The organism is Thioalkalivibrio sp. ALJ7 (assembly GCF_000376865.1).
Lineage (GTDB): Bacteria > Pseudomonadota > Gammaproteobacteria > Ectothiorhodospirales > Ectothiorhodospiraceae > Thioalkalivibrio.
On the sequence record NZ_AQXQ01000009.1, the window covers coordinates 161,958 to 184,422 of the forward strand.

The 22,465-nt window shown below is 64.3% G+C and carries 24 protein-coding genes and 1 pseudogene; 18 read left to right on the forward strand and 7 right to left on the reverse strand.

Annotation, left to right across the window (positions count from 1 at the left end):
- Positions 1-267: 267 nt before the first annotated feature.
- The 3 genes and pseudogenes from D002_RS13940 to D002_RS0104645 all read right to left on the reverse strand — a co-directional run bounded on the left by D002_RS13940 (position 268) and on the right by D002_RS0104645 (position 2,097).
- Positions 268-473: pseudogene (locus D002_RS13940) on the reverse strand (hypothetical protein).
- 418 nt (positions 474-891) lie between these two features.
- Positions 892-1,404, reverse strand: a complete 513-nt coding sequence (fabA, locus tag D002_RS0104640) for a 3-hydroxyacyl-[acyl-carrier-protein] dehydratase FabA (protein ID WP_018140744.1) — start codon at positions 1,402-1,404, stop codon at positions 892-894.
- Positions 1,405-1,782: 378 nt separating this feature from the next.
- Complete coding sequence (locus D002_RS0104645) at positions 1,783-2,097, reverse strand: hypothetical protein (protein WP_018140745.1); 315 nt, start codon at positions 2,095-2,097, stop codon at positions 1,783-1,785.
- A 211-nt stretch (positions 2,098-2,308) separates the two neighbouring features.
- Here D002_RS0104645 and D002_RS0104650 point away from each other — a divergent pair, with 211 nt between their 5' ends.
- From D002_RS0104650 to mnhG, 9 genes are all read left to right on the forward strand, one after another.
- Positions 2,309-3,643 carry a hypothetical protein gene (locus tag D002_RS0104650; protein ID WP_026181521.1) on the forward strand — a complete coding sequence of 445 codons (1,335 nt, stop codon included), beginning with the start codon at positions 2,309-2,311 and terminating at the stop codon, positions 3,641-3,643.
- 110 nt (positions 3,644-3,753) lie between these two features.
- Positions 3,754-4,452 carry a TIGR04211 family SH3 domain-containing protein gene (locus tag D002_RS0104655; RefSeq protein ID WP_026181522.1) on the forward strand — a complete coding sequence of 233 codons (699 nt, stop codon included), beginning with the start codon at positions 3,754-3,756 and terminating at the stop codon, positions 4,450-4,452.
- A gap of 211 nt (positions 4,453-4,663) precedes the next feature.
- Positions 4,664-6,964, forward strand: a complete 2,301-nt coding sequence (locus D002_RS0104660) for a putative monovalent cation/H+ antiporter subunit A (protein ID WP_018140748.1) — start codon at positions 4,664-4,666, stop codon at positions 6,962-6,964.
- On the forward strand, positions 6,961-7,386 hold the full coding sequence (locus D002_RS0104665) for a Na+/H+ antiporter subunit B (RefSeq protein ID WP_018140749.1): 426 nt from the start codon (positions 6,961-6,963) through the stop codon (positions 7,384-7,386). The genes D002_RS0104660 and D002_RS0104665 overlap by 4 nt, the downstream gene beginning before the upstream one ends.
- Positions 7,386-7,733, forward strand: coding sequence for a Na+/H+ antiporter subunit C (locus tag D002_RS0104670; protein WP_018140750.1), 348 nt, complete (start codon positions 7,386-7,388; stop codon positions 7,731-7,733). Before D002_RS0104665 ends, D002_RS0104670 begins: the two co-directional genes overlap by 1 nt.
- Complete coding sequence (locus D002_RS0104675; RefSeq protein WP_018140751.1) at positions 7,730-9,229, forward strand: Na+/H+ antiporter subunit D; 1,500 nt, start codon at positions 7,730-7,732, stop codon at positions 9,227-9,229. Before D002_RS0104670 ends, D002_RS0104675 begins: the two co-directional genes overlap by 4 nt.
- Positions 9,226-9,699 carry a Na+/H+ antiporter subunit E gene (locus D002_RS0104680; RefSeq protein ID WP_018140752.1) on the forward strand — a complete coding sequence of 158 codons (474 nt, stop codon included), beginning with the start codon at positions 9,226-9,228 and terminating at the stop codon, positions 9,697-9,699. Before D002_RS0104675 ends, D002_RS0104680 begins: the two co-directional genes overlap by 4 nt.
- 14 nt (positions 9,700-9,713) lie before the next feature.
- On the forward strand, positions 9,714-9,989 hold the full coding sequence (locus tag D002_RS0104685) for a cation:proton antiporter (protein ID WP_018140753.1): 276 nt from the start codon (positions 9,714-9,716) through the stop codon (positions 9,987-9,989).
- Entirely contained in the window at positions 9,982-10,377 is a 396-nt protein-coding gene (gene mnhG / locus D002_RS0104690) for a monovalent cation/H(+) antiporter subunit G (RefSeq protein ID WP_018140754.1), read from the forward strand. The genes D002_RS0104685 and mnhG overlap by 8 nt, the downstream gene beginning before the upstream one ends.
- 390 nt (positions 10,378-10,767) lie before the next feature.
- Here mnhG and D002_RS0104695 read toward each other — a convergent pair whose 3' ends face one another.
- A complete protein-coding gene (locus D002_RS0104695) occupies positions 10,768-11,217 on the reverse strand; it encodes a hypothetical protein (RefSeq protein ID WP_018140755.1) in 450 nt (149 codons plus the stop codon).
- Positions 11,218-11,454: 237 nt separating this feature from the next.
- Between D002_RS0104695 and D002_RS0104700 the strand changes: the two genes are divergently transcribed.
- Positions 11,455-12,141, forward strand: a complete 687-nt coding sequence (locus D002_RS0104700) for a metalloregulator ArsR/SmtB family transcription factor (protein WP_018140756.1) — start codon at positions 11,455-11,457, stop codon at positions 12,139-12,141.
- Positions 12,138-13,454 carry an MFS transporter gene (locus D002_RS0104705; RefSeq protein WP_018140757.1) on the forward strand — a complete coding sequence of 439 codons (1,317 nt, stop codon included), beginning with the start codon at positions 12,138-12,140 and terminating at the stop codon, positions 13,452-13,454. The genes D002_RS0104700 and D002_RS0104705 overlap by 4 nt, the downstream gene beginning before the upstream one ends.
- Before the next feature lies 1 nt (position 13,455).
- On the opposite strand, the gene D002_RS0104710 is transcribed toward D002_RS0104705, so the two are convergent.
- Positions 13,456-13,914: a DUF6231 family protein gene (locus D002_RS0104710; RefSeq protein WP_018140758.1), complete on the reverse strand. Its 459-nt coding sequence runs from the start codon at positions 13,912-13,914 to the stop codon at positions 13,456-13,458.
- 107 nt (positions 13,915-14,021) lie between these two features.
- On the opposite strand from D002_RS0104710, the gene D002_RS0104715 reads away from it, so the two are divergent.
- From D002_RS0104715 to D002_RS0104735, 5 genes are all read left to right on the forward strand, one after another.
- Positions 14,022-14,504, forward strand: a complete 483-nt coding sequence (locus tag D002_RS0104715; RefSeq protein WP_018140759.1) for a Crp/Fnr family transcriptional regulator — start codon at positions 14,022-14,024, stop codon at positions 14,502-14,504.
- A 24-nt stretch (positions 14,505-14,528) separates the two neighbouring features.
- Positions 14,529-15,320 (forward strand): YdcF family protein, encoded by a 792-nt coding sequence (locus D002_RS0104720; RefSeq protein WP_018140760.1) that lies wholly within the window; start codon positions 14,529-14,531, stop codon positions 15,318-15,320.
- A complete protein-coding gene (locus D002_RS0104725) occupies positions 15,320-17,398 on the forward strand; it encodes a hypothetical protein (RefSeq protein WP_018140761.1) in 2,079 nt (692 codons plus the stop codon). The genes D002_RS0104720 and D002_RS0104725 overlap by 1 nt, the downstream gene beginning before the upstream one ends.
- A gap of 88 nt (positions 17,399-17,486) precedes the next feature.
- Positions 17,487-18,116: a YdbL family protein gene (locus tag D002_RS0104730; RefSeq protein ID WP_018140762.1), complete on the forward strand. Its 630-nt coding sequence runs from the start codon at positions 17,487-17,489 to the stop codon at positions 18,114-18,116.
- Between the two features lie 39 nt (positions 18,117-18,155).
- A complete protein-coding gene (locus tag D002_RS0104735) occupies positions 18,156-19,529 on the forward strand; it encodes a YihY/virulence factor BrkB family protein (RefSeq protein ID WP_018140763.1) in 1,374 nt (457 codons plus the stop codon).
- 10 nt (positions 19,530-19,539) lie between these two features.
- Here D002_RS0104735 and D002_RS0104740 read toward each other — a convergent pair whose 3' ends face one another.
- Positions 19,540-19,971 (reverse strand): SRPBCC family protein, encoded by a 432-nt coding sequence (locus tag D002_RS0104740; RefSeq protein ID WP_018140764.1) that lies wholly within the window; start codon positions 19,969-19,971, stop codon positions 19,540-19,542.
- Positions 19,972-20,111: 140 nt separating this feature from the next.
- Between D002_RS0104740 and D002_RS0104745 the strand changes: the two genes are divergently transcribed.
- Positions 20,112-20,564, forward strand: coding sequence for a hypothetical protein (locus tag D002_RS0104745; RefSeq protein WP_018140765.1), 453 nt, complete (start codon positions 20,112-20,114; stop codon positions 20,562-20,564).
- On the opposite strand, the gene D002_RS0104750 is transcribed toward D002_RS0104745, so the two are convergent.
- Complete coding sequence (locus D002_RS0104750; protein ID WP_018140766.1) at positions 20,561-21,625, reverse strand: alpha/beta fold hydrolase; 1,065 nt, start codon at positions 21,623-21,625, stop codon at positions 20,561-20,563. The two genes, D002_RS0104745 and D002_RS0104750, sit on opposite strands and share 4 nt — an antisense overlap.
- A gap of 141 nt (positions 21,626-21,766) precedes the next feature.
- Between D002_RS0104750 and D002_RS0104755 the strand changes: the two genes are divergently transcribed.
- Positions 21,767-22,462: a DUF4197 domain-containing protein gene (locus D002_RS0104755; protein WP_018140767.1), complete on the forward strand. Its 696-nt coding sequence runs from the start codon at positions 21,767-21,769 to the stop codon at positions 22,460-22,462.
- Positions 22,463-22,465 lie beyond the last annotated feature (3 nt).

Consider the following 22,465-nt stretch of genomic DNA (forward strand, 5'->3'; position numbering starts at 1 on the left):
CGGCCCCATCAAGACCCTGGTTCGGCATCGGGTGTATCCGGAGACTTCGTTCAGCCGCATGCCTTTCTGTGGCTGGTCCTGGTTCGTCCTCCGGTGTTTACGTGCCTTCGGTCCACGTACTGCCGTGCGCTGACTCGCCAGCGCGCCCCGAGGTCCTTTCTTGCTTGCCCAAGAAAGGACCCAAAGAAGGGCACCCGGATTTCGCCCGGGAACCTTGCTCCAGGGCTCTCTGGCCGGCGGCGCTGAACTCGCTACGCTGCGCTTCGCTCAGACATCCAGCGCCTTCTTCCGGCCCGAAAACCCTTCCGCAAGGGGCTCCATACGGGAGGCGAAGGTCAAGACAGAAGGTGTTCCGCCCCCCGGACATAACAATAGGCAATGCCGTTCGAAGGCCCCGGCGCCCGCTACGCGGGCGCGGCACGCCATGGCCGCAGGCCGAGCGTGCCCGAGATGATCGAAGGCCTAGCCATCATCCATTAGCAACAACGCCGGGATGGCCGTTGTCTTGACCTGCCTCCCCGTTGTCGTCGCGCCGAGCGGAGAGGGTTTTCGCGGGAGAAGAGGCGCTGGATGTCTGAGCGGAGCCGAAGGCGCAGCGAGTTCAGCGCCGCCCGCGAAAACCCTCGGAGCGAGGGAAACCCCGGCCCGCGCAGCGGGCCGGGGTCGCGGCAGTCGGGCGTGTTTCTTGGGGACTTCTTTGCACGAGCAAAGAAGTAACTCGGGGCGCGCTGGCGAGTCAGCGCCTGGCAGGTCGCGGACCGAAGGCACCATAAACACCGGATGCCACTCCAGGACCAGCCACTACCAGGCAGGAGGCGGGTAAAGGGCAGGGAAACGTGGGAGGGCGAAGAACACCGGCTCCCGCGCTCGCGATGGCGGAAGCCGGTGGGACTAGAAGTTTTCGGTGGAGGTGAACAGGCCGACGCGGAGGTCGTGGGCCTCGTAGATCGGCCGCCCGTCGACCTTGACGATGCCGTCGCCGATGCCGAGCACCAGCTTGCGCGAGATCACCCGCTTCATGTCGATGTGGTAGGTGACCTTCTTGGCGGTCGGCAGGACCTGACCGGTGAACTTGACCTCGCCGACGCCCAGGGCGCGGCCGCGGCCGGGGTTGCCGAGCCATGCCAGATAGAAGCCGACGAGCTGCCACATGGCGTCCAGCCCAAGGCAGCCGGGCATCACCGGGTCGCCGGGGAAGTGACAGGCGAAGAACCACAGATCGGGATGGATATCCAGCTCGGCGATCATTTCGCCCTTGCCGTACTGGCCACCGTCGCTGTTGATCTCCAGCACGCGGTCCATCATCAGCATGTTGGGGACCGGTAGCTGGGCATTGCCGGGGCCGAACATGTTGCCGTGGCCACAGGCCAGGAGTTCGTCGCGATCGTACTGATTCTTCTGCATGGGAGCGCCGCTCGGGGAAAAGGCCGGTATTGGACCGAAACCCGCGCACAAAAGCAATTGCGGCGGGTTTCGGTGGTGCGCTGATGGCCTTTAAGGAAACACTGATTACTGTGCCCGCTCGCGCTCGAGTCGCTTTTGCGTGCGAACAAGGCGCGGTGACCGCCGTGCAGTCATTCTGCACAAGGGAACCGCAACGCCGTTCCCACGTAAAAGCGGCCAAGCCCCTGGTTTCAATGGCTTGCGGGGTTGGCGCCCCAGGTTCCCCGATCCCGCGTTGCGGCCCTTGCCGGTAGAACCACTACCGGCTGCGCACCGCGCCTGGTCTCGAAAAACCTGGGGTACCAACGCGAGCGTGCACAGTAATCAGTGTTTCCTTAATCAGGCGTCGGAGGGATACCGTAGCAGTTCGGCGAGGGTAAAGAAGCGATCGCCGCGCAGGTAACCGGCCTGGATGTCGGCGACCAGTGCCCCTGGGCGGCCCTTATTGTCGTGTTCGGCGACCCAGTGTGAAGGGACGGTATCCAGGATGTGGGTACAGGCCAGACGGCCATCTTCCAGGTGGCTGGCGTGTACTTCGCCGGTTTGGCGGTCGCGAAAGGCCGGGAGCCAGCCGGCGGTAAAGCCGGCATCCAGCCAGGCGGGATTCTCGGTGCGGGCCGGTAGTGGGGCTGGCAGAAGGTCGAGGCTGAGCATCGCGAAGTCTCCGGGGATTTAAATCGAGTATCGGCGTCAGCGGCACAAACTTGAGACTAAGATCCACGGGTCTGGTCGAGAACGGGCATCTGCGGGGATGATCCGACATAATCGGCGGGCCGTATGGAGGTCGGAGTTGCGCTGGGGATGGCGGGCACGGACCATGCGGTAAAAGAACAACAAGCAAGGGGTTGCCGTGGCCGTCACTGTGTTGCTTTGGGTACTGGGGATTGTTGTCGCGATTGTGGTGCTGGACCTGGCACGGCGACCCTTGCGGAGGTTGTTGGTGGGGGTGACGGGTGGCGCTACACGCCTGGTATGCGCCTTGCGGCGCCAGGTCCTGCACCTGCGCGACTCGGCCTTGCGCTGGCACCACACTCATCTGGCGCGCCTGGAGGCGGAACGTGTGCATGTGGCGGTCCATGCCCTTGAGCGGCGCTATGGGCATCTGGTGGGGCATGACCTGGCGGAGATCCCGGACCTGCGCCAGCAGGTGCACGAGACGCTGCGGGAGCTGGAGGATGCCTATACGCGTGACGAGGGACGTCTGTCCGCCGAGCCGGCCTGGGTGAGTCGGCTGGAGGCGCTGATCAGCACGCCGGTAAGCAATAGCCCTCAGGGTCAGCGACTGGCGCATGACATGCAGGAAACCGTGTTGCGGATCGCGCGACTGGGGATGGAAGAGCACCGCCAGATGGCGAGTGGCTTGTTGTCCGCCCGGCGCCGGATGGAAGCACCGCTGCACGAGCTGACCGCGCGGCTGGAACAAGTACATCGGAGGCTGGCGGACCTGCAGCGTCAGGGGGAGCGGCTGGACAATGGGCTTGCACGGTGTGAGAGCCGTGATCATCCAGCACAGCGGCATTTGCCAGCATATGCTCAAGCCGGTAGCCAATGGCTGCTGGGCGTCGCCGGACTCGTGCTGACCGGGGCCGCAGTGGTGGTGTATCAGCGTCTGTTCGATCCGGCCCTGGGCGCGCAGTTTCCAGCCTCGGTCGAAGCCGGAGGCGTCGCCTTCCCGGATCTTGTGGTCGCGATCTTGCTGGGGACCGCAGCGGTCAGCGGTTGGTTGTTGGCCGAGGCACGGGGGGCTTCAAGGTTGTTGCCGCAAGCCCTGATGGACGGCAGCGAGGGTGTGCGCCGGGCACTGGTCGCCGTTGCGGTCGGGGTGTTGGCCGCAATCGTGCTGATCTCCGGTTTGGGTGGTTTTCACCTGGAGTGGGTGGCCTATCGTCAGGAGCTGATGGCGACTCTATTGGAAGGTGAGGAATCCCCACCATTGATGCTGGACCTGTTCGAGCAGTCCGTAGGGGCGCTTCTCGGGCTGGTGATTCCGTTGATTGTGGCGTTGGCGCCCGTGTGGCTGGTGGGGGTACTGCAGGCGACCCGGGTAATGCTGGGAGGGCTTTTGAGCCTGTTGCTGGCCCTGCTGGCCGGGGTGTTGTATCTGCTGGCGGTGACCGCGGCACAGATCCGCCGCTTGTTGCCGGTGGTGTTTGATCTGATCACGTTCCCGTCGCGAGCGGTGCGCGAACGCCTTGCGTGAAACATACGTTGCCGGGAATGTGAACTCGATCAACACCTGACATGCGCCGCACCCTCGGCGGTCGATTCGCGCGGTAGAATGCGGCGCCGTTGATCCCGACTAATCAAGAGATGGCAGCAGACATGACGATGAGAGGGTGGCCGATGCGCGCGCTAGCGCTGGTTCTGGGTGGTTTGCTGGTGCTGGCATGGAGTGGTGCCTCCGCGCAACAGACCCGGTACGTCAGCGAAGAGCTGGAAGTGGGTGTGCGCGGTGGCCCGTCCAATCAGAACCGGATCATCAGTTCGGTGCGTGCGGGGCAGCCGCTTACGGTGATGGAGCAGTCCGGCGATGGCTGGAGTCGGGTGCGACTCCCGAGTGGAACGGAGGCCTGGATCCTGACGCGCTATCTGCAGGACGAGCCCCATTCGCGGGAGCGGTTGGAAGAAGTCGAGGCCGAGCTCGCCGAGATCCGGTCGGGATCCGATGACCAGGAAGGTCGGATTGCGGAGCTGCTGGATCAACGCAATGCCCTGACCAGCGAGCGTGACGAGCTGCAGGGACAGATCGGGGATATGGAAACCGAGCTGGATGAGTTGCGCGAGATTGCGGCACGCCCGCAGGAGATCCAGCGCGAGAACCGTCGTCTGGAAGAGGACCTGATCGAGGCGCGCGACTCGGCCGACGAGTATCGCCGCCAGGTCGAAGTGATGCAGGCCGACAGTCAGCGCAAATGGTTCATGACTGGGGCCCTGGTGACCGTGGGCTCGGTCATCCTCGGAATCATTCTGACCCGAATCCCCGCCCGTAGGCGCCGCAGCGACTGGTAGACGCCAGAGCGACTGGGTTTGACTGGGGCGGACGTGAGGAATTTCAAGTTTCTTGCGCGGTCCCACCCGAGTCGTTAGGCTTCCGCAACCGTTTGACCTGGGCGTCGCGCCTCAAGGCGTGCTGAACGGCGTTGAGCGGTAACGCAGGACCCTTCACGCGCGGCGATCGGCCGCGTCCATGGCGCGGAATCGAAAGGACTGAGCTGGCCGGATGCTGTACGCGATTCTGTCAACATTCCTGGTGGCGGCGATTGCCCCCACGGTCCATCGCGTGACCGGCCGCTCCAGCGGCTGGGTGCTGGGCCTGTTGCCGGCTGCGCTGTTCGTTTACTTCCTTAGCTTCCTGCCCGCCGTTTCCAGCGGCGAGTCGATTGTGCTGGTCTGGCCGTGGCTGCCGGGGCTGGATATCCAGCTCTCGTTCCTGGTCGACGGCCTGTCGCTGCTGTTCGCGTTGCTGATCTCAGGCATTGGCTTTTTCATCGTTACCTATGCCGGTCGCTACCTTGAGGGGCATCGCGATCTCGGGCGGTTCTACGTCATTATCCTCGCCTTCATGGGCTCCATGCTGGGCCTGGTGTTGGCGGATAATCTGGTCGCGATGTTCGTGTTCTGGGAACTGACCAGCATCACGTCCTACCTGCTGATTGGCTACAACCACGAGAACGCGGACGCCCGCAAGTACGCCCTGCAGGGCCTGTTCGTCACCGTAGGCGGCGGTCTGGCGCTGCTGGCCGGGATCATCATGCTGGCGATGGCCGGCGGGTCCTGGGAGCTGTCGGAGATCCTCAACAACGGCGACGTGGTCCGCGAGCATGCGCTGTACCTGCCGTTGTTGTTGCTGATCCTGTTGGGGGCCTTCACCAAGTCGGCCCAGGTCCCGTTCCACTTCTGGTTGCCGCGCGCGATGGCGGCGCCGACCCCGGTTTCCGCCTACCTGCATTCGGCCACTATGGTGAAGGCCGGCGTGTACCTGATGGCGCGCCTGAATCCCTCGCTGGGCGGGACCGATATCTGGTTTACCACGCTGGCGCTGTTTGGCGCGGTGACGATGTTTACCGGTGTGTTCCTGGCCTTTCGCTCCACCGGCGTGAAGAAGGTCCTGGCGTACTCCACCGTGATGGCACTGGGTACGCTGACCATGCTGATCGGGATCGGCACCGAGACCGCGTTGATGGCGGCGATGGCCTTCCTGCTGGCGCATTCGTTGTACAAGGGCGCGCTGTTCATGGTCGCGGGCATCCTCGATCACGAGGCCGGGGCCAAGGACTTCCTGCAGACTGGGGGGCTGCGCAGTGCGCTCCCGGTGACGGCGGCGTTCGCGATCCTGGCGGCCCTGTCGCTGGGTGGGGTCATCCCTCTGTTCGGATTCGTCGCTAAGGAACTGATGCTGGAGGCAGTGCTGGAGGCCCCGAGTCTGGGCGGTATTCTGGCGCTGCTGGCCGTGCTGACTGCGATCCTGGGGGTGGCGGTGGCCGCGATCGTCGGTATCCGTCCCTGGTTCGGGGCACGGGTGGAAACGCCCAAAACCCCGCATCACGATGCCCCGGTGGCGATGCTGGCGGGTCCTGCCGTACTCGCTAGTCTCGGCCTGATCTTCGGCCTGGGGCCGGGTCTGGCGGATCAGGGGCTGGTCAACGCCGCGGCGGCCAGCGTGCAGGGCGCGCCGGTGGACGGCTACCTGTCGTTGTGGCACGGCATCAACTGGCCGCTGGCGATCTCGGCCTTCAGCCTGGTCGCGGGCGGGGTGCTGTACTGGCGCTGGGAGCAGGCGCGCCGCGCGTTGGCCTGGGTGGATCGCGCAGCCGAATACGGCCCCGAGAAGGGCTATTTCAAGATGATGGACGGCTTGGTCTGGATCTCCGAGTGGCAGACCCGCGTGCTGCAGAACGGCTACCTGCGCTACTACGTGATCGTGATTGTGGTCATGACTGCGGGTCTGGTTGGTTTCACCGCTCAGCTGTTCGGAGTTGGGGTGGGCTCGTTGAACCTCGAGCGCCTGGAGGTCCATGAGATGGCGATCCTCGCCATCCTGGTCGCTTCCATGCTGTATGCCGTGCTGACCCGATCCCGCTTGGGCGGTGTCGCCGCGCTGGGTTCACTGGGCTTCACCGTGGCGCTGGTCTACGTGCTCTACAGTGCGGCGGATGTCGGTATTACCCAGGTGCTGGTCGAGACCCTGACCGTGATCCTGCTGGTGCTCGTGCTGTTCCGCCTCCCGGGCTTCCTCAATCTGTCGTCCACCGCGCTGCGTATCCGCGACGCCGGCATTGCCCTGGTGATGGGCGGCATGATCACGCTGCTGATCCTGAGCACCCTGGACGCGCGCCTGTTTCCGTCGATCTCGCAGTACTTCATTGATGAGTCGGTGCCCTCGGGCTATGGCCGGAACATCGTGAATGTGGTGCTGGTCGACTTCCGCGCGCTGGATACGCTGGGCGAGATCTTCGTGCTGGCCCTGGCCGCGATCGGGGTGTACGCGATGATCCGGTTCCGTGCGGAGGACCGCCGATGAACATGCACTCGCTAATCCTGCGCACGGCGGGGCACTTCCTGCTGCCGCTGCTGCTGCTGTTCTCCGTATTCCTGCTGTTGCGTGGGCATGACGAGCCGGGCGGTGGCTTTATCGGTGGCCTGGTCGCGGCCGCCGCGATCGTGCTGTACCTGTTCTCGATGGATATCCAGTCGGCACGCAAGGTGTTGCGAGTGGATCCGCGCGATGTGCTCGGGACCGGGATGGTGCTGGCGGTGATCAGTGCGATCCCGGGGGTTTTCCGGGGCCAGCCCTTCTTTACTGCGCAGTGGTGGGAATTCACCGCGCCGCTGTTTGGCGAGATCAAGCTTTCGACCGTGCTGATCTTCGACATTGGGGTGTACCTCGTGGTGATCGGCTCGGTATTGACCATCATGCTGACCCTCGCGGAGGCGGAGGAGTAATGGAAGTCGTCATGGCCATCGTGGTCGGCGGCCTCTACGCCGCGGCCATCTACATGATGCTGCGCCGTTCGATCGTGAAGCTGGTGATCGGGCTGGTGCTGCTGTCGAATGCTGCGAATCTGCTGATCTTCACGGTGGCCGGCATGACCTCGGGGGCGCCACCACTGATTTCACCGGGTGACACGGTGCCCGAAGGCGTATCCGCCGATCCGCTGGCCCAGGCCGTGGTGCTGACCGCGATCGTGATCGGGTTTGGGGTGCTGGCGTTCGCCGTGGTGCTGATCCACCGCGCCTATGAGGTGGTGCAGGCCGACGACATGGACCAGATGAAGGACACCGATCGATGATGATTTCGGTGGCCCTTCCGGTCGTGCTGCCGCTGCTGTTTGGCGCACTGTCCGTGATGCTCTGGCGCTCGCACTTCGCGCAGCGCTCCCTCGGCGTGATCGGGACCGGCGCGATGCTGGTGGTGTCCGTCTGGCTGCTGGCCGATACCTGGGAGCACGGCCATGTGGTGATGGAGATGGGCTCGTGGCCGGCGCCGTTCGGCATCGTGCTGGTCTCCGACATGCTGGCGGCGATCATGGTGGTGTTGACCGGCATCATCGGGTTTGCCACCGCAATCTATTCGCTCTCGGGCATCGGCAAGATGTCGGAGAAGTTCGGGTACTACCCGCTGCTGCATCTGTTGCTGGCCGGCGTGAACGGCGCCTTCCTGACCGGCGACATCTTCAACCTTTACGTGTGGTTCGAGGTGATGCTGGTCGCCTCCTTCGCGCTGCTGATCCTGGGGGGGGAGCGAGCGCAGATGGAAGGGGCGATCAAGTACGTCACCCTGAACCTGCTGTCGTCGATGATCTTCCTGACCGCAATCGGCCTGACCTACGGGCTGACCGGTACACTGAACATGGCCGACATCGCGGACAAGCTGTCTACGGTGGAGGACACCGGGCTGGTCACCGTGATCGCGATGCTGTACCTGGTCGCGTTCGGGGTGAAGGCGGCGGCGTTCCCGTTCTTCTTCTGGCTGCCGGCGTCCTATCACACGCCCAAGGTCGCGGTCTCCGCGCTGTTCGCGGGCCTGCTGACCAAGGTGGGGGTGTACGCGCTCTATCGCGTGTTCACGCTGATCTTCAATCAAGAGGTGGACTTTACCCACGAGATCCTGCTGTGGGTGGCGGCCGCGACCATGCTGACCGGCGTGCTCGGGGCCGCGGCGCACTACGAGTTCCGGCGCATCCTGTCATTCCACATCATTAGCCAGATCGGTTACATGATCCTGGGTCTGGCACTGTTCACGCCGCTGGCTATCGTGGGCGGCGTGTTCTACATCATGCACCACATCATCGTGAAGGCGAATCTGTTCCTGATCAGCGGGATCACCTTCGTGATGAAGGGGACCCACGAGCTGAAGCTGATGGGCGGGATCTATCGCACCCACCCGATGCTCGGCGTGTTGTTCCTGATCCCGGCGCTGTCGCTGGCCGGTCTGCCGCCGCTGTCCGGATTCTTCGCCAAGTTCATTATCATCCGCGCCGGTATCGAGGCCGAGGCCTACTGGGCGGTGGCGGTCGCACTGGTGGTGGGGCTGCTGACGCTGTATTCGATGATCAAGATCTGGGCCGAGGTATTCTGGAAGGCCCAGCCGGAAGGCGTGGAGACCGATGATGTGACCTCCGGTCCGATGGTCTGGATGTGGGTCCCGGTGATCATGCTCGCACTGATGACCGTGGCCATTGGCCTGTACGGCGAGCCGATCTATCAGATGGCGGCGATGTCGGCCGAGCAACTGCTGGATCCGTCGCAATACATTGAAGCGGTCCTCGGGGAGAGCCGCCAATGATCGCCTTGACCTGGAATATAGCGTTGGCCCTGATCTGGGTCTTCCTGACCGGTACCTTTACCGCCGGGAACCTGCTGGTGGGGTTCTTTCTCGGCTACGTGCTGCTGGCCTTTGCCCTGCGCGACATGCCGGGGTTTGCCAGTTACGCGCGGCGGGTGCCGAAGTTCATCGCGTTTATTGGTTATTTCCTGTGGGAGCTATTCCTGTCGAACCTGAAAGTGGCCTACGACGTGATCACGCCGACCCACCATATGGTGCCGGGTGTCATCGCGTTCCCACTGGAAGCGAAGACCGACGGGGAGATCACCATCGTCGCGAATCTGATCTCTTTGACACCGGGGACCCTGAGCCTGGACGTGTCCACCGACAAGAAGGTGCTCTATATCCACGTGATGTACCTGGAGGACCGGGATGAGGTCATTCGGTCCATCAAGTACCTGGAGCACCGAGCCCTGGAGGTCCTGCGGTAACGCGGGGTGTGACGATGTTCGAAATTGCACTGCTGACGGCCAATGGTCTTTTGAGTCTCGCACTGGTGCTGGGGTTCTGGCGCCTGCTGCAGGGGCCGACGCTGCCGGATCGTGTGGTCGCCCTGGAGCTGATTGCCTCGCTAACCATCGGCTTCATTGCGGTCTATGTGATCTCCAGTGGCCGTACGCCGTTTATCGATGTGGCCATGGTGCTGGCGTTGACGGCCTTCCTGGCGGCAGTCGGCTTTGCCCGTTACCTCGAGAAAGGGGGGCATCGCGAAAATGATTGAGTTCCTGACCGGATTGTTCCTGGTGGTCGGCGCGGCCTTTATGGTGGTCGCGGCCCTGGGTCTGGTTCGTATGCCGGATCTGCCGATGCGGTTGCATGCGACCACCAAGGCCGGCGTACTGGGGGCCGGCCTGATGATGGTCGGGGTCGCGGTGTACTTCGGTGACGGCGGCGTGACCACGCGCGCGGTGGCGGTGATCGGCTTCCTGCTGTTGACCGCCCCGGTGGCCGCCCATGCGATCGGGCGCGCCGGGTATTTCGTCGGTGTTCCGCTGTGGGAAAACAGCAAGACCGACGAGCTGAAGGGGCGCTACGACGAGAAGACCCACACCCTGTCTTCGCCGCCGGAGATGCACGAGCCCGAGGATCAGGACGACGCATCCCGCTGAGACCGATGCTTTTCGGCATACCCAGCAAGCCCCGTGGCCATGCCGCGGGACTTGTTTGGGGCCGGCGCGGCCGGAGCGAGAACACCCATCTGCGTTTAGAGGCCACGCGGTCTTCCCGGCCGGAGTGAAGCGTATAGCCGGAATCTCCGGCGTCAGAAAGAACCCGGATGCTCGAGATGACCACCGGTTCAGCACACCCCAAAAATCGTAGGAGCCTGCTTGCAGGCGAAGCCCCTGCCAAAATTAGAGGTGGTCAGGAGAATTCGCCTGCAAGCAGGCTCCTACAGGGGGCTATGGAGGCGCGGTCGGGGGGTGACAAAAAAGCCGGGGCGCAAGGCCCCGGCAATGGGTACAGTCGTTGGAGAGACGACAGTTCCTGGATCGCGACCCTCAGGCCGCGTGTGTCTCCTTCGCCTCGCGTGCGGCCTGCGCCTGCTCCGGATCATAGGCGGCTCCGGACCACAGCATTTCGTAGGCAATCTCTTCGTTCCCGTTCTCGCACAGCTCGAGGACCTGCTGGAATAGCGGCTGGAACGTCTCACTCTGGTGCGAGGCTTCGTGTTCCTCGAAACTGTTCCAGAAGGTGATAATCAGCGCTTCCTTGTCCTTCATCGGGCTTTCGACCGCCTGCCCAATGGTGGAGCCCTCGTTGGAGACGGACCCGGAATTCAGGGCGACGAAGCCGCCGACGAAGCCCGTGTCCGAGTGGTAGGTCTTCACGTTCTCGCACAGCACCGCGACGCGTTCCTGCAGGTCATCGATGGTGTATTCCGGCTTGAGGATCACACGGTTGATGGTGACCACACCGTCGGCCGGGAAGTTGTTGATCAGCTGGCTCATAACGTCCTCCTTTTCGGGGGAAGGTGCCCGAAGGCACGGGAAGCTCATTCAGTTAGTAAGCAACTTCTAATTGAAGTTCCTGAGTACGTTACTCGGTTATTCGGTGACGTCAAAATATCGCTTACTAAATGGGCGGACTCGGCCTCGAAGGGGCTTTGCGCCGCCACGTCGCGCACCCTTGCTGATCTCTCATCTTTTCTCTATCGTGTATTCAAACGAATATTGGAATAACTGATCATGTCGGGTCGTGAACTGAAAGATTTGCTGTATGACCAGGTCGCGCGCATTGCTCGGGCCGCAGCGAGCCCCAAGCGCCTCGAATTGATCGAGCTGCTGGTGCAGGGCGAAAAGAGTGTTGAGCAATTGGCGGCCGACGCCGAGATCAGCGTGAAGCTGACCAGTGCCCACTTGAAACAGCTGCGCCAAGCCCGTCTGGTCGAGGCCCGGCGTGAGGGTCGGCGGATGTTCTATCGCCTGGTGGACCAGCATGTGGCCGATTTCTGGGTGCTGCTGCGCACGCTGGCCGAGGAGCGGCTGCTTGAACTACAGGCCGCTACCCGGCAGATGGCCGAGGGCCCTGGCGAGCTGGCCCCGATGGCCGGAGCCGAGTTGCTGGATCAGGCGCGGCGAGGGGATTTGATCGTGCTGGATGTGCGGCCGGGCATGGAATATGCGAAAGGGCATCTGCCCTATGCGCGCTCGATACCGGTCAATGAACTGCGTACTCGCCTCGGAGAGTTGCCGAAGGACCGACCCGTGGTGGCGTATTGCCGTGGGCCCTACTGCCTGATGGCCCGGGAGGCGGTGGAGATTCTGGGTGAGCACGGCATCCACGCCAGTCGATTCGACGACGGCATTGCCGAATGGCGTTATCAAGGCTTGCCATTGGAGATGGAGTCGGATCAAAAGGAGGCCACGGAATGACCGACGATCACAAGGCCGCTGAGGCCTACGCCCATCTGACGCACGGCATTCGGGATAACCTCGGTCAGTTTGGTCAGCAGCTGATCCAGGTCTTCTTCGTGGGCCTGACCATCGGGATGATGCGCACGGTGGTGCCGGCGCTGGCGGAGAGCGAGTTCGGCGTGGCCGAGGGCTCGTTCATGCTGTTGACGGCGTTCGTGGTTGCCTTCGGGGTGGTGAAGGGGGTGCTCAATTTCGTGGCCGGGCGCCTGTCCGAACGGTTCGGACGCAAGACGGTTCTGATGCTGGGCTGGATTGCCGCCATCCCGATCCCGTTCATGATCCTCTATGCGCCGTCCTGGAGCTGGATTGTCGCGGCTACGGTGCTGCTGGGCGTGAATCAGGGGCTGGCCTGGTCGATGACGCAAACGTCCAAGATGGATATCACCCGCGCGGACGAACGCGGCTTCACGATGGGCATGAACGAGTTCTCCGGCTATGTCGGGGTCGCCGTGGCCGGGATCGTGACCGGTTACATGGCCGCCGCCGTTGGCCCGCGCATGGGTCTCTTGATCTTCGGTCTGGTGGTGATTGCCGTGGCCATCGTGATGACCGCGCTCTTCGTGCGCGAGACCCTCGATTGGGCCAAAGCCGAGGGCGCTCGGCATGCGGCGGGGCAGTCCACCGGTCCGGTCGCTCGTTACCCAAAGAATATTTCCGACACACCGACCACCTGGGAGGTGTTCACCCTGATGTCCTGGCGCGACCGACGCATGGCGGCGTTCAGCCAGGCGGGGCTGGTGGAGAAGTTCGTGGATGCCCTGGTCTGGGTGTTCTACCCCGTATTCCTGTACCAGCAGGGGCTCAGCCTGGCGGCGATCGGCTGGGTGGTAGGGATCTATGGCTTCGTTTGGGGCGGCTCGCAGTTCGTCACCGGGCGGCTGTCCGACCACATCGGGCGCCTGCAACCTATTGTCTGGGGCATGTGGATCTGCGGTGGTGGGGTGGCGCTCACATTGCTGGGCGAGGGCGTGCTGTGGTGGTCATTTGCCGCGGCGGTGACCGGCTTCGGGATGGCGCTGCTGTATCCCAACCTCAGTGCGGCGGTGGCGGATATTGCCCATCCGAACTGGCGCGGCTCGGCGATCGGGACCTATCGGTTCTGGCGTGATCTTGGCTATGGCGTGGGTGCGCTGGGGCTGGGCATCGTCGCCCACCTGGGCGGCTCGGTGATCTGGGGCTTCTGGTTCGTGGTGATCGCGATATTCCTCTCCGGCGCCCTGGTCTGGTGGTGGGGCGAGGAGACGCATCCGCGCCTGAATCCGGAGGACTGAATCACCAGCGCGCCCGGTCCCACATCTCCGGGTTGGCCCAAAAGCGGGCGTTCAGCCAGTCCGGGGTGAGCTTGTAGTCGTACAGGCTGGTGCGATAGACGGCGTGATCCGGCGCGGCGGCCTCCGCCTCGGGATCGCGCCGGAATCCGAGCGCAAGGAAATCGTTCAGGTCCCAACGTGGATCGTCCAGCCGGTGCAGGATCAGCACCTCGTCGGCCCAGCGGTCGCGCAGGCCTCCCAGCAGTTGTTGTCCCGTGGTGACGTCCAGTTCGCTGAGTGTGTCCGGAAGCAGCACCAGCGGTATACGCTGTTCGGGTGGCCGGTCGAGAAATGCCGCCACCGTCTCCTGCTCCACGTCCGGCGGGCGGCCCGCGGCCTCCGGGGCGGTGACCAGCAGGACGGCGCGCCCGTCGCGCAGGCGCTGCGGCAGGTGGCGGCGCAGGACGTCGATGTCGATCAAGTGATACCTCCCCCGGTGTTCGGCGTCGGCCCCGTCCCGGGGCCGCGTTCGTTATACTCTAAAGGACTCTCACTTCTACTGCGGACCCGTCAGAAGGAAGCCTCTCCATGTCCAAGGAACTGCTGACCGAATTCCTCTCCAAACACCCGATCTCCGCGTCGCTGACGCCGGCCGAGGTCGAGGTTCTGCTCGAATACCTGGAGGTGCTGGAGACCCACCACAAGCAGGTGATCGCCGATATCGGCGAGGTCGGAGAGTCGCTGTTCTTCGTGGTTAGTGGGACCGCCGCGCTATACCACGATGACGGGAGCCAGGAGATCGAGGTCGGCCGCATGCAGACTGGCGAGTTGGCCGGGTCCATGTCCTTCTTTGACCGGGTGCCGCGCGGGGTCCGTATGCGCGCCCTCAGCGACAATACGCGCCTGCTGCGCCTGTCGCGCTCGATGTACGATCGCCTGCGTGTCGAGCAGCCCTACATCGCGGTGAACCTGCTGGAGTTCGCAATCATCAGTCTGGATCACCTGATTCGCCGGGTCTCCGAGGACGTGGCCACCTACGCCCACTACCTCTACTCGCCGGGCAAGAAGTAACGGCGGCCGCGAGCCGAGACCCGCGTGCTCGCCAGCCTGCAGACGGTCGCCGAACACCTGCTCCTGCCACCGGGGCTCGGCATGGTGCTGACCCTGGTTGGGATCGCCTTTTGGCGGGCGGACTGGCGCGGTGGCCGGCCGTTGCTGGCGGTTGGGTTGCTGGCCCTCGTTCTGCCCAGTCTCAATATTGTCGCTCAGCCGCTGGCTCACAGCATCGAACGCGACCTGCGCGATCAGGTCCTGGCCGTAGGGCGGGCGGATGCCATCGTGGTGTTGGGGGGCGGGCGCCTGCCCGGGCGTGGCGAGGATGGCGGCCGGGATGCGCTGAATCCCCAGACCCACGAACGTGTGCGCCACGCCGCGCGGCTGCACCGGGACACCGGGCTGCCAATCCTGGTCTCGGGTGGCAGTCCTGGTGCCCTGCCCGGTCGGCGGTCGGAGGCGGAGCTGATGGCGGCGGCATTGCAAGGTGATCTTGGGGTGCCGGTGCGTTGGCTGGAGAACACCTCGCGCAATACCTGCGAGAACGCCACACATACCCGCCAGCGTCTGCAAAACAGCGATGTGCAACGAGTCCTGGTAGTGACCCAGGCACTCCACATGCCGAGGGCCCTGGCCTGCTTCGAACGCGCTGGCATGGCGGCCGATCCGGCCCCCGCGGGCTTTCGAGGTCCGACCGGGGATCCGCGCCAGATCACGGACTTTCTGCCGCGTTGGGAGGCACTGGAGACCTCCCAGTTTGCCCTGCGCGAATGGCTCGCCCGGCTGGCGCGGCCCCTGCGTGACCGCTTGCAAGGGCGGAGCGACCCCGCCTGATGCAGCGATGGCGCCGTCCACCGGTGTGGCGTGTCGCGGCGGTCGGTCTGCTGCTTTGCGGATGGACGGGCCTGAGTGTTGCGGCGGATTCCGAGCCTCCCCCGGAGGAGGGCATTCAACTGGATTTGAAGATCGAATCGCTGTTGCGTGATGGTCTTGATGCCCGAGGTCTGAGTTCGCGAGTTCGGTGGTCGCAGGCGGGGTTGTCGCTGGAGGTCAGGGCCGAGCAGTTCACCTTGCCCGAGCCCGTCGGGGTGTTGAAGCGGGTGCGTGTGGAGTGTCCCGACCTGCGGGTCAGTCGGGCACAGATACGTTGCGATGCCGCGCGACTGTGGGGCGATGCCGGGGATCTGGACCTGCGCGGCGCCCCGGTGAGCCTGCGCTGGGGGCGAGAGAGCGGTGAGCTTACCCTGGCGGGCTCATGGCCTGGCTGGTTTGGGGCGCGGGGCGAAGTGCGTGCGCATCTCGATCCAGCACGAGGCTGGGAGGTGCGCGCCGACCTGCGGGAATTCGACCTGGCAGCGCTCGCCGCTTCGCCGCGGCTACCACTGGAGCTCCCGGTCGACTTAGGACAGGGCCTCGCGGATCTGACACTGGACTGGCGCGAAGGAAGGCGCTCTCAGGCGACCCTGGTGATACGCGACCTCGCCTTTAGTGACGCCCTTGGCTTGCAGGCTGGCGAGGAGCTGGACGGCCGTCTCCAGCTCGTGGGGGATGCCCGGGGCTGGGATGTGGACGCATCACTGACGGCGGGGGTGGTCTTCGTCGATCCATGGTTTGTGGATGTCGAAACCGATGGCCCGTTGGTGCTCGCGGCGCGTGGCCTGGTAGCCGATGCGGCTACCCAGGAGGGGCGTGCCGACACGCTGGCGTTGGACTATGGCGAGGCGCTTGCGGTGCGCGGTCGGGCCCTGGAGTTCGCGCCGGAGCGGGGGCTGGATGGCGTATTCGACGCCGAGGTCCGGGCGTTGGAGGTGGTTTACGATGCGCTGTTGTCTCCCTGGCTGGTGGGCACGCCCCTGGGTGATTTGGAGACGAAGGGGCGCATGAACGTCGGGTTAGAGCTGCAGGCGTCCGCGCCGCGCAATGCCCGGGCTCAATGGTCCTCTCTGGAAGCCGAGGATCGGCGTGGGCGTTTTGGAATCCACGGCGCGTCCGGCGATCTGGATTGGTCGGATAGCGTGCCGGGTCAGCCGGGCCGGATTGCGCTGGAAGGTGCCCATCTGTACGGATTGCCGTTCGAGGGTTTCGTTGCCCAGGTACGAGCGCGCCCACAGGGCCTGGAGCTTCTGGAGCCGACCGAGATCCCGATCCTGGATGGTGGCTTGCGGATCGGGGCTTTCAATGTGCAGCAGACTGAGACCGGACCGGATGTGCAGTTCCAGGGCGGGATTCGCGCCATCAGTCTGGAGCCGTTGACCGAGGTCCTGGGCTGGCCTCGATTCTCGGGGCAGATCGCCGGGATGATCCCGCGCGTGCGCCTGGAGGATGGGGATCTGAACGTCGATGGTCGCTTGCTGGTCCAGGTGTTCGATGGCGAGGTCATTTTGCGCGATGTCTATATCCACGATCTGTTCGGGTATGCCCCGGAGCTTGGGTTATCGACCCAGATCCAGCGGCTGGACCTGGAGCTGGTCACGCGGGCGTTCGATATAGGACGCGTTCAGGGACGGTTGTCAGGACATGTGAACGACTTGGTCATGATCGACTGGTCCCCGGTTCACATGGATCTGGAGCTGATGACGCCGATGGATCATCCGGGCCGCCGGCGCATTAGCCAACGCGCAGTGGAGAACATCACCGAGTTGGGCGGTGGGATCCAGGCGGCGGCTTCGTCCATCTTCCTGCGCTTTTTCGAGAACTTCAGCTATCGCCGGTTGGGTTTTCGCTGCGAGCTGCGCGGAGAGGTATGTACGGCCTCCGGGGTCGCGGACCGGCCCGACGGTGGGTTTGTGCTGGTGCAGGGTGGTGGGCTGCCACAGATTCAGGTGATTGGTTACAACCGGCGGGTGGACTGGCCGGAGTTGATCAATCGTCTGGCGACTATCCAGGCCGGAGAGGGCCCCACGGTGCAATGATCCCGCCTCGGCATTTGGTTGTGGTTCAGGTTGATGGTGTAGATTGGACACATGCGGGAGTCACCCGCCCGAACAAGGAATGACAGGCATGAAGGCTTTGTGGAGTGTTCCGGGGTTGGCCCTGATGTTCGCGCTGCTCGCGGGCTGCGTGACCATCAATATCTACTTCCCCACCGCTGCGGCGGAGGAGGCGGCTCGTGCCATCGTGCGTGATGCACTGCAGGTGCCGGACGCCGAGTCCACGCCGGAGTCCGAGCCGGGTGCGCGCCTGGATGCGCCGGAGGTTCGTCAGGCGGCGGCAGCGAATGGGACCCCGGTAGTGGCTTGGGTGCTGGAGCGATTGGTGAGCCCGGCGGCGGCACAAAGCCCGAACCTGCAGATCGAGACGCCCGCGATCAATCGCATCCGCGCCTCGATCCGGGAACGGGCCCCGCAACTGTCGCCGCACTTGCGCAGTGGCGCAATCGGTTTCGGTAACAACGGTGACGTGGTGATCCGCGATCTCTCCGAGATCCCGTTGCGGGATCGCAGCACAGTGCAGCGCCTGGTGAGCGAGGAGAACTCGGACCGCGATTCCCTGTACCGCGAGATTGCCCGGGCCAATGACCGCCCGGACTGGGAGCGTCAGATTCGCGAGACCTTCGCCCGCGTCTGGGTGGAGGAGGCCCCGTCGGGTTACTGGTATCAGGATCGCAACGGTCAGTGGCAGCAGAAGTAGCCGGGTCGTGACGCACGATCATCATCGCAAGGGGGTTGCGTGGCCGGTGTAGCCTGGGCCGAACGACTGGATGCACGCCGTCGGCGGATCCTTGAGCTGATCCACGACACCGACCTGTCCGCGCTCCCGCGCTGGAAGGCGGTCCCTCTCGGGATGGTGCGGGGCCTGTTTGCCCTGGCGCGGGAAGTCGGCGAAGGCCAGTTGACCCTGCGCGCGATGAGCCTGGTCTACACCACGCTGTTATCGATGGTGCCGTTGCTGGCGCTGTCGTTCTCGGTACTCAAGGCCTTTGGGGCGCACAACGCGGTCGAGCCGTTCCTGCTCGGCGTGCTGGAGCCGCTGGGCGAGCAAGGCGTCGAGATTGCGCACAATGTGCTCGATTTCGTCGACAACATGCGAGTGGGCGTACTCGGCTTTGTGGGCCTGCTGTTCCTGGTCTATACGGTGATCGCGCTGGTGCAGAAGATCGAGCTGGCGTTCAACACCATCTGGCGGGTGGAAAGTAGCCGCAGCCTGGCGCAGCGCTTCTCGAACTATCTGTCGGTGATCCTGATCGGGCCTGTGCTGGTGGTTTCGGCGTTGGGGGTCACTGCCACGGTGATGTCGTCGGCGGCGATGCAGGCGATTGCCGGGGTCGAGCCCTTTGGCATGCTGATTACCGAGATCTCGCGGCTGGTGCCGTATTTGCTGATCATCGCCGCCTTCGCCTTTATCTATGTGTTCGTGCCGAACACGCGAGTGAAGATTCTCCCGGCGCTGTTCGGAGCGGTGGTGGCCGGGTTGCTGTGGCAGAGCGTCGGCTGGGTGTTTGCCAACATGGTGGCGGGCTCCACTCGTTATGCGGCGATCTACTCCAGCTTCGCCATCATGATCATGCTGCTGATCTGGATCTACCTGGCCTGGCTGATCCTTTTGATCGGCGCAAACGTGGCGTTCTTCGTCCAGCACCCCGAGTACATGAATGTACGCGGTCTGCGGTTGCGGCTTTCCGGTGCGGCCCGCGAGCGTATGGGGCTTCATCTGATGCAGCAGGTGGGGCAGCGTTTCCATGATGGCAAACCCGCGCCGACGCTGGATGAGGTCGCGGTGGCTCTGGCGGTGCCGGGCAATGCGCTGGGTGATGCAGCTCGGCGTCTGGAAGATGCCGGGCTCCTGCTCAAGGCAGGCGCGGAGGGGCAGCATCTGGTGCCGGCGCGCGATCTGGATGCCATCCGTGTCGAGGAGATCCTGGCGGCCCTGCGCGAGGATACCGATGATCACGCAATCCGACGGCTACGTGGTAGCCCGGCGGTGGAGACGACGTTGAAGGAAGTCGATGTGGCGCGGCAGGAGCGCCTGGACGGCCGTACTCTTCGCGATCTGCTCGCCAGCAGCCACCAGACCCGCCCAGCGGCTGCGACCGACGGCGCCTGAATCGCGTCGCTCAGGAACGCGCCGCCTCGGCATCGAGACGTTGTTGAGCGCGCGCCATCAGCTGGCCCGATACCCGATCTACTAGTGACTGGGCGGCGCGGCGCACCGCTGCGTCGAGCAGCGGGTTCAGTTTGTATTCCAGCTCGAACTCTACCCGCGTGTGCCCATCGCCTTCTGGCTGCAGCCGGTAGCTGCCGCGATTGTGAATCCCGCGAATGGAGCGCCAGGCGAAGTGTTCCGGGGCGATCGCGCTGCAGACCTCGACGTCGAAATCCAGGCGCATCCCGGCCGCCCGGATGGTCCAGCGGTAACGATCGTCGCCCAGATCCTCGATGTGCTCGACGTGGTCGCACAGCTCCACGAAGTTCGGCACATGGCTGAGCAGATCGAAGACCTGCTGCGGCTCGGCGCGCAGAGATGTAGCGTGGCTGATGGTTCGCATGAGTGGATCGTCTTTGCGGCCAGGTTCTATCGTCTAAGAGCATCCCGTGCGTGCGGGGTTCCATGCAAGTGCTGGATGCTTGTAGGCTCGTGGACGGCAGCCTAGGATGACCCTCTCTGCCCTGGCCCCGGATTCCTAGCATGTCCCTTGCGCAACCCTTGCCCGACCCCGACTTTCTTCAGCGTTTCGAGGCGGGTTCGACCGGGATCCTCCACTGGGAGCAACTGGATCGGTTGTGGGCACAACTGCGCGAGCGGGCGGACGGTGCCTGGTATGTCTATGCCGTTGGTGAAGAGGTGCCCCGGGAACCGGCACCCGCGGAACGCTTTTTGCGTTTTATCGACGAGGTGGATGCGCTGCTGCGTCGGGACCACGACGAGGAGTATTGCGGGATTGTCTACGTCGATGACCGCGAGAACCCGGCATTCGTAAAGATCTTTGATCCCAATAACCTTGGATCGAGTTGCGGTTCCTCGGGGCTTCGTGTGCTGCCGGGCTGGGTGATCTCGCGGGTGCGGCCGGTGGACCTGGAGGCGGCGATGCCGCCCACCGGAAGCCGCCGTCGCTGGTGGCAGCGGCTGTTCGGGGATTAGTTGATTCGCTGCTCGCGCCATTTGTCGACGATCTCCAGCACGGGGTCGATCGCCGGCGGTTCGTCGGTCAGCGGTCCGGGGACCAGAAGTCCGCGGTGCGAGGCCTCCAGGATGAGTGGCTCGGGGTGACTCTGCAGGGTAAGCGACTCCACCGGCACCACGCCGTCTCCCAGTTCTTCGTCGGTCTGTTCCCACCATTCGCTGATGCGGCCGGCCACGGCCTCGAGATCGATTTGGTCGTCCAGGGCGGCCAGGCTCTCACGCATCGCTGGGGTGGGTTCGGGGAGTATGCCGCCAATGATGCGTATGGGTATGCCCTCCGGCCATGGGCGCGCATTCAGATCGGCGAGGAAGGCGCTGTCCGGACGCAGGTCGATCTTGGCCGCGCCGGTGCCGTCGCGCAGGCCCGCAAATAGCGAGAAGCGCTGTTCCTGGATGTCGGCCAGCCACTCGCGAACCTCCAGCCAGACGCGCAGGCGGGCCCACTCGGAGCCATGATTGGGGGTTGCGACCAGGATGACGCCGGCTACCGGGCGGCCCCCGATCTGCGGCGGTGCTGCCGAAGGGTGGAGGTAACGCGTTACGAAATCACGGATCACCAGCCCCCCCATACTGTGGCCAATCAGGATCAGTGGGTCGTCACCTTCGAGTTGGTCCCAATGCTGGGCCAGGAGGTCGGTGCTGTGGTCGATGGCCTGGTCGTTGGGATAGCGGAACTCCCAGGCGTTGGTTCCGGTGTCGTCCAGCGCTTCGGAGAGGGCGTCCCAGATATCGCCCGGCTCGTCGAGCCCGTGCAGCATCAGCACGTCCGGCGGTTGGTCGGCGGTGAAGGTCTCGGAGCGGGGCACGAAGCCGACCAATTCGTCGGGCAACTCCATCGCCTCAGGGAACCACTGCTGCAGGCGGTCCTGTACCTCGACGCGCAGCTCACGCTCCTGTTCCGGGTTCTGCTCGGCCCAGCCCACCCAGATGGCCAGGACCAGCAGGGGGGCGCCTAGCAATACCAGGAAGGCGGTCAGGCGTCGGCGGCGCCGGGATGGATGTGTGTTCTTCGGCTTCATTTCGTTCCACACGATCGGGCAATTGGGCGTGTACAGCAAGCGGTGCGATGGACCGGTAGCGGTTGATGCGCTGGCGTTTCTTTCCGGGGTTGGGTAGTGCGCTGTGTATGATGACGGCGTTGGCCTCAAAGGAGTTCTGGCATGCGCCTATCGAAGTTGGTCCCGTTTCTACTTCTACCCTTTCTGTTGACGGCCTGCGCCGGCCTGGACGTGCGTGATCTTGGCCTTGGGAACGGCGGGGGCGACCGCGCCGAGGACGCCATCCGCGAGGCGCTGCGCGTGGGGACCGAGCGCACGGTCGACCGGACCGGACGCGAGGACGGGTACTGGGGCAATGAATTGATTCGGATCGGACTACCGCAGGAGCTGCAACAGGCGGGCGATACGTTGCGCCGGGTGGGCTTTGCCAGCGAGGTCGACGATCTGCAACGGCGTATGAACCGGGCGGCGGAGGCCGCCGCGCAGGAGGCGGTTCCGGTGTTCGTCAGTGCCATCCGGCAGATGCGCCCGGAGGATGTACAAGGCGTGTTAAGTGGCGAGGAGGATGCCGCCACACAGTATCTGCGGGGCGCGTCGGAATCGACCCTGCGCGAGCGTTATATGCCCATTGTGCGCGAGCAGATGGAACGGGCCGATGTCTATCGCGTATATCAACCGTTGCGTGACGCCGCGGGTCGTATCCCCGGTCTGTCCAGCCTGGACGTGGATCTGGATCGCTACGTGACCGATCATGCCCTGGACGGGTTGTTCACCATCCTGGCCGACGAGGAACGCCGCATCCGCGAGGACCCCGCTGCCCGCACCACGCAGCTCCTGCGCGACTATTTCGGCCAGTAGCGG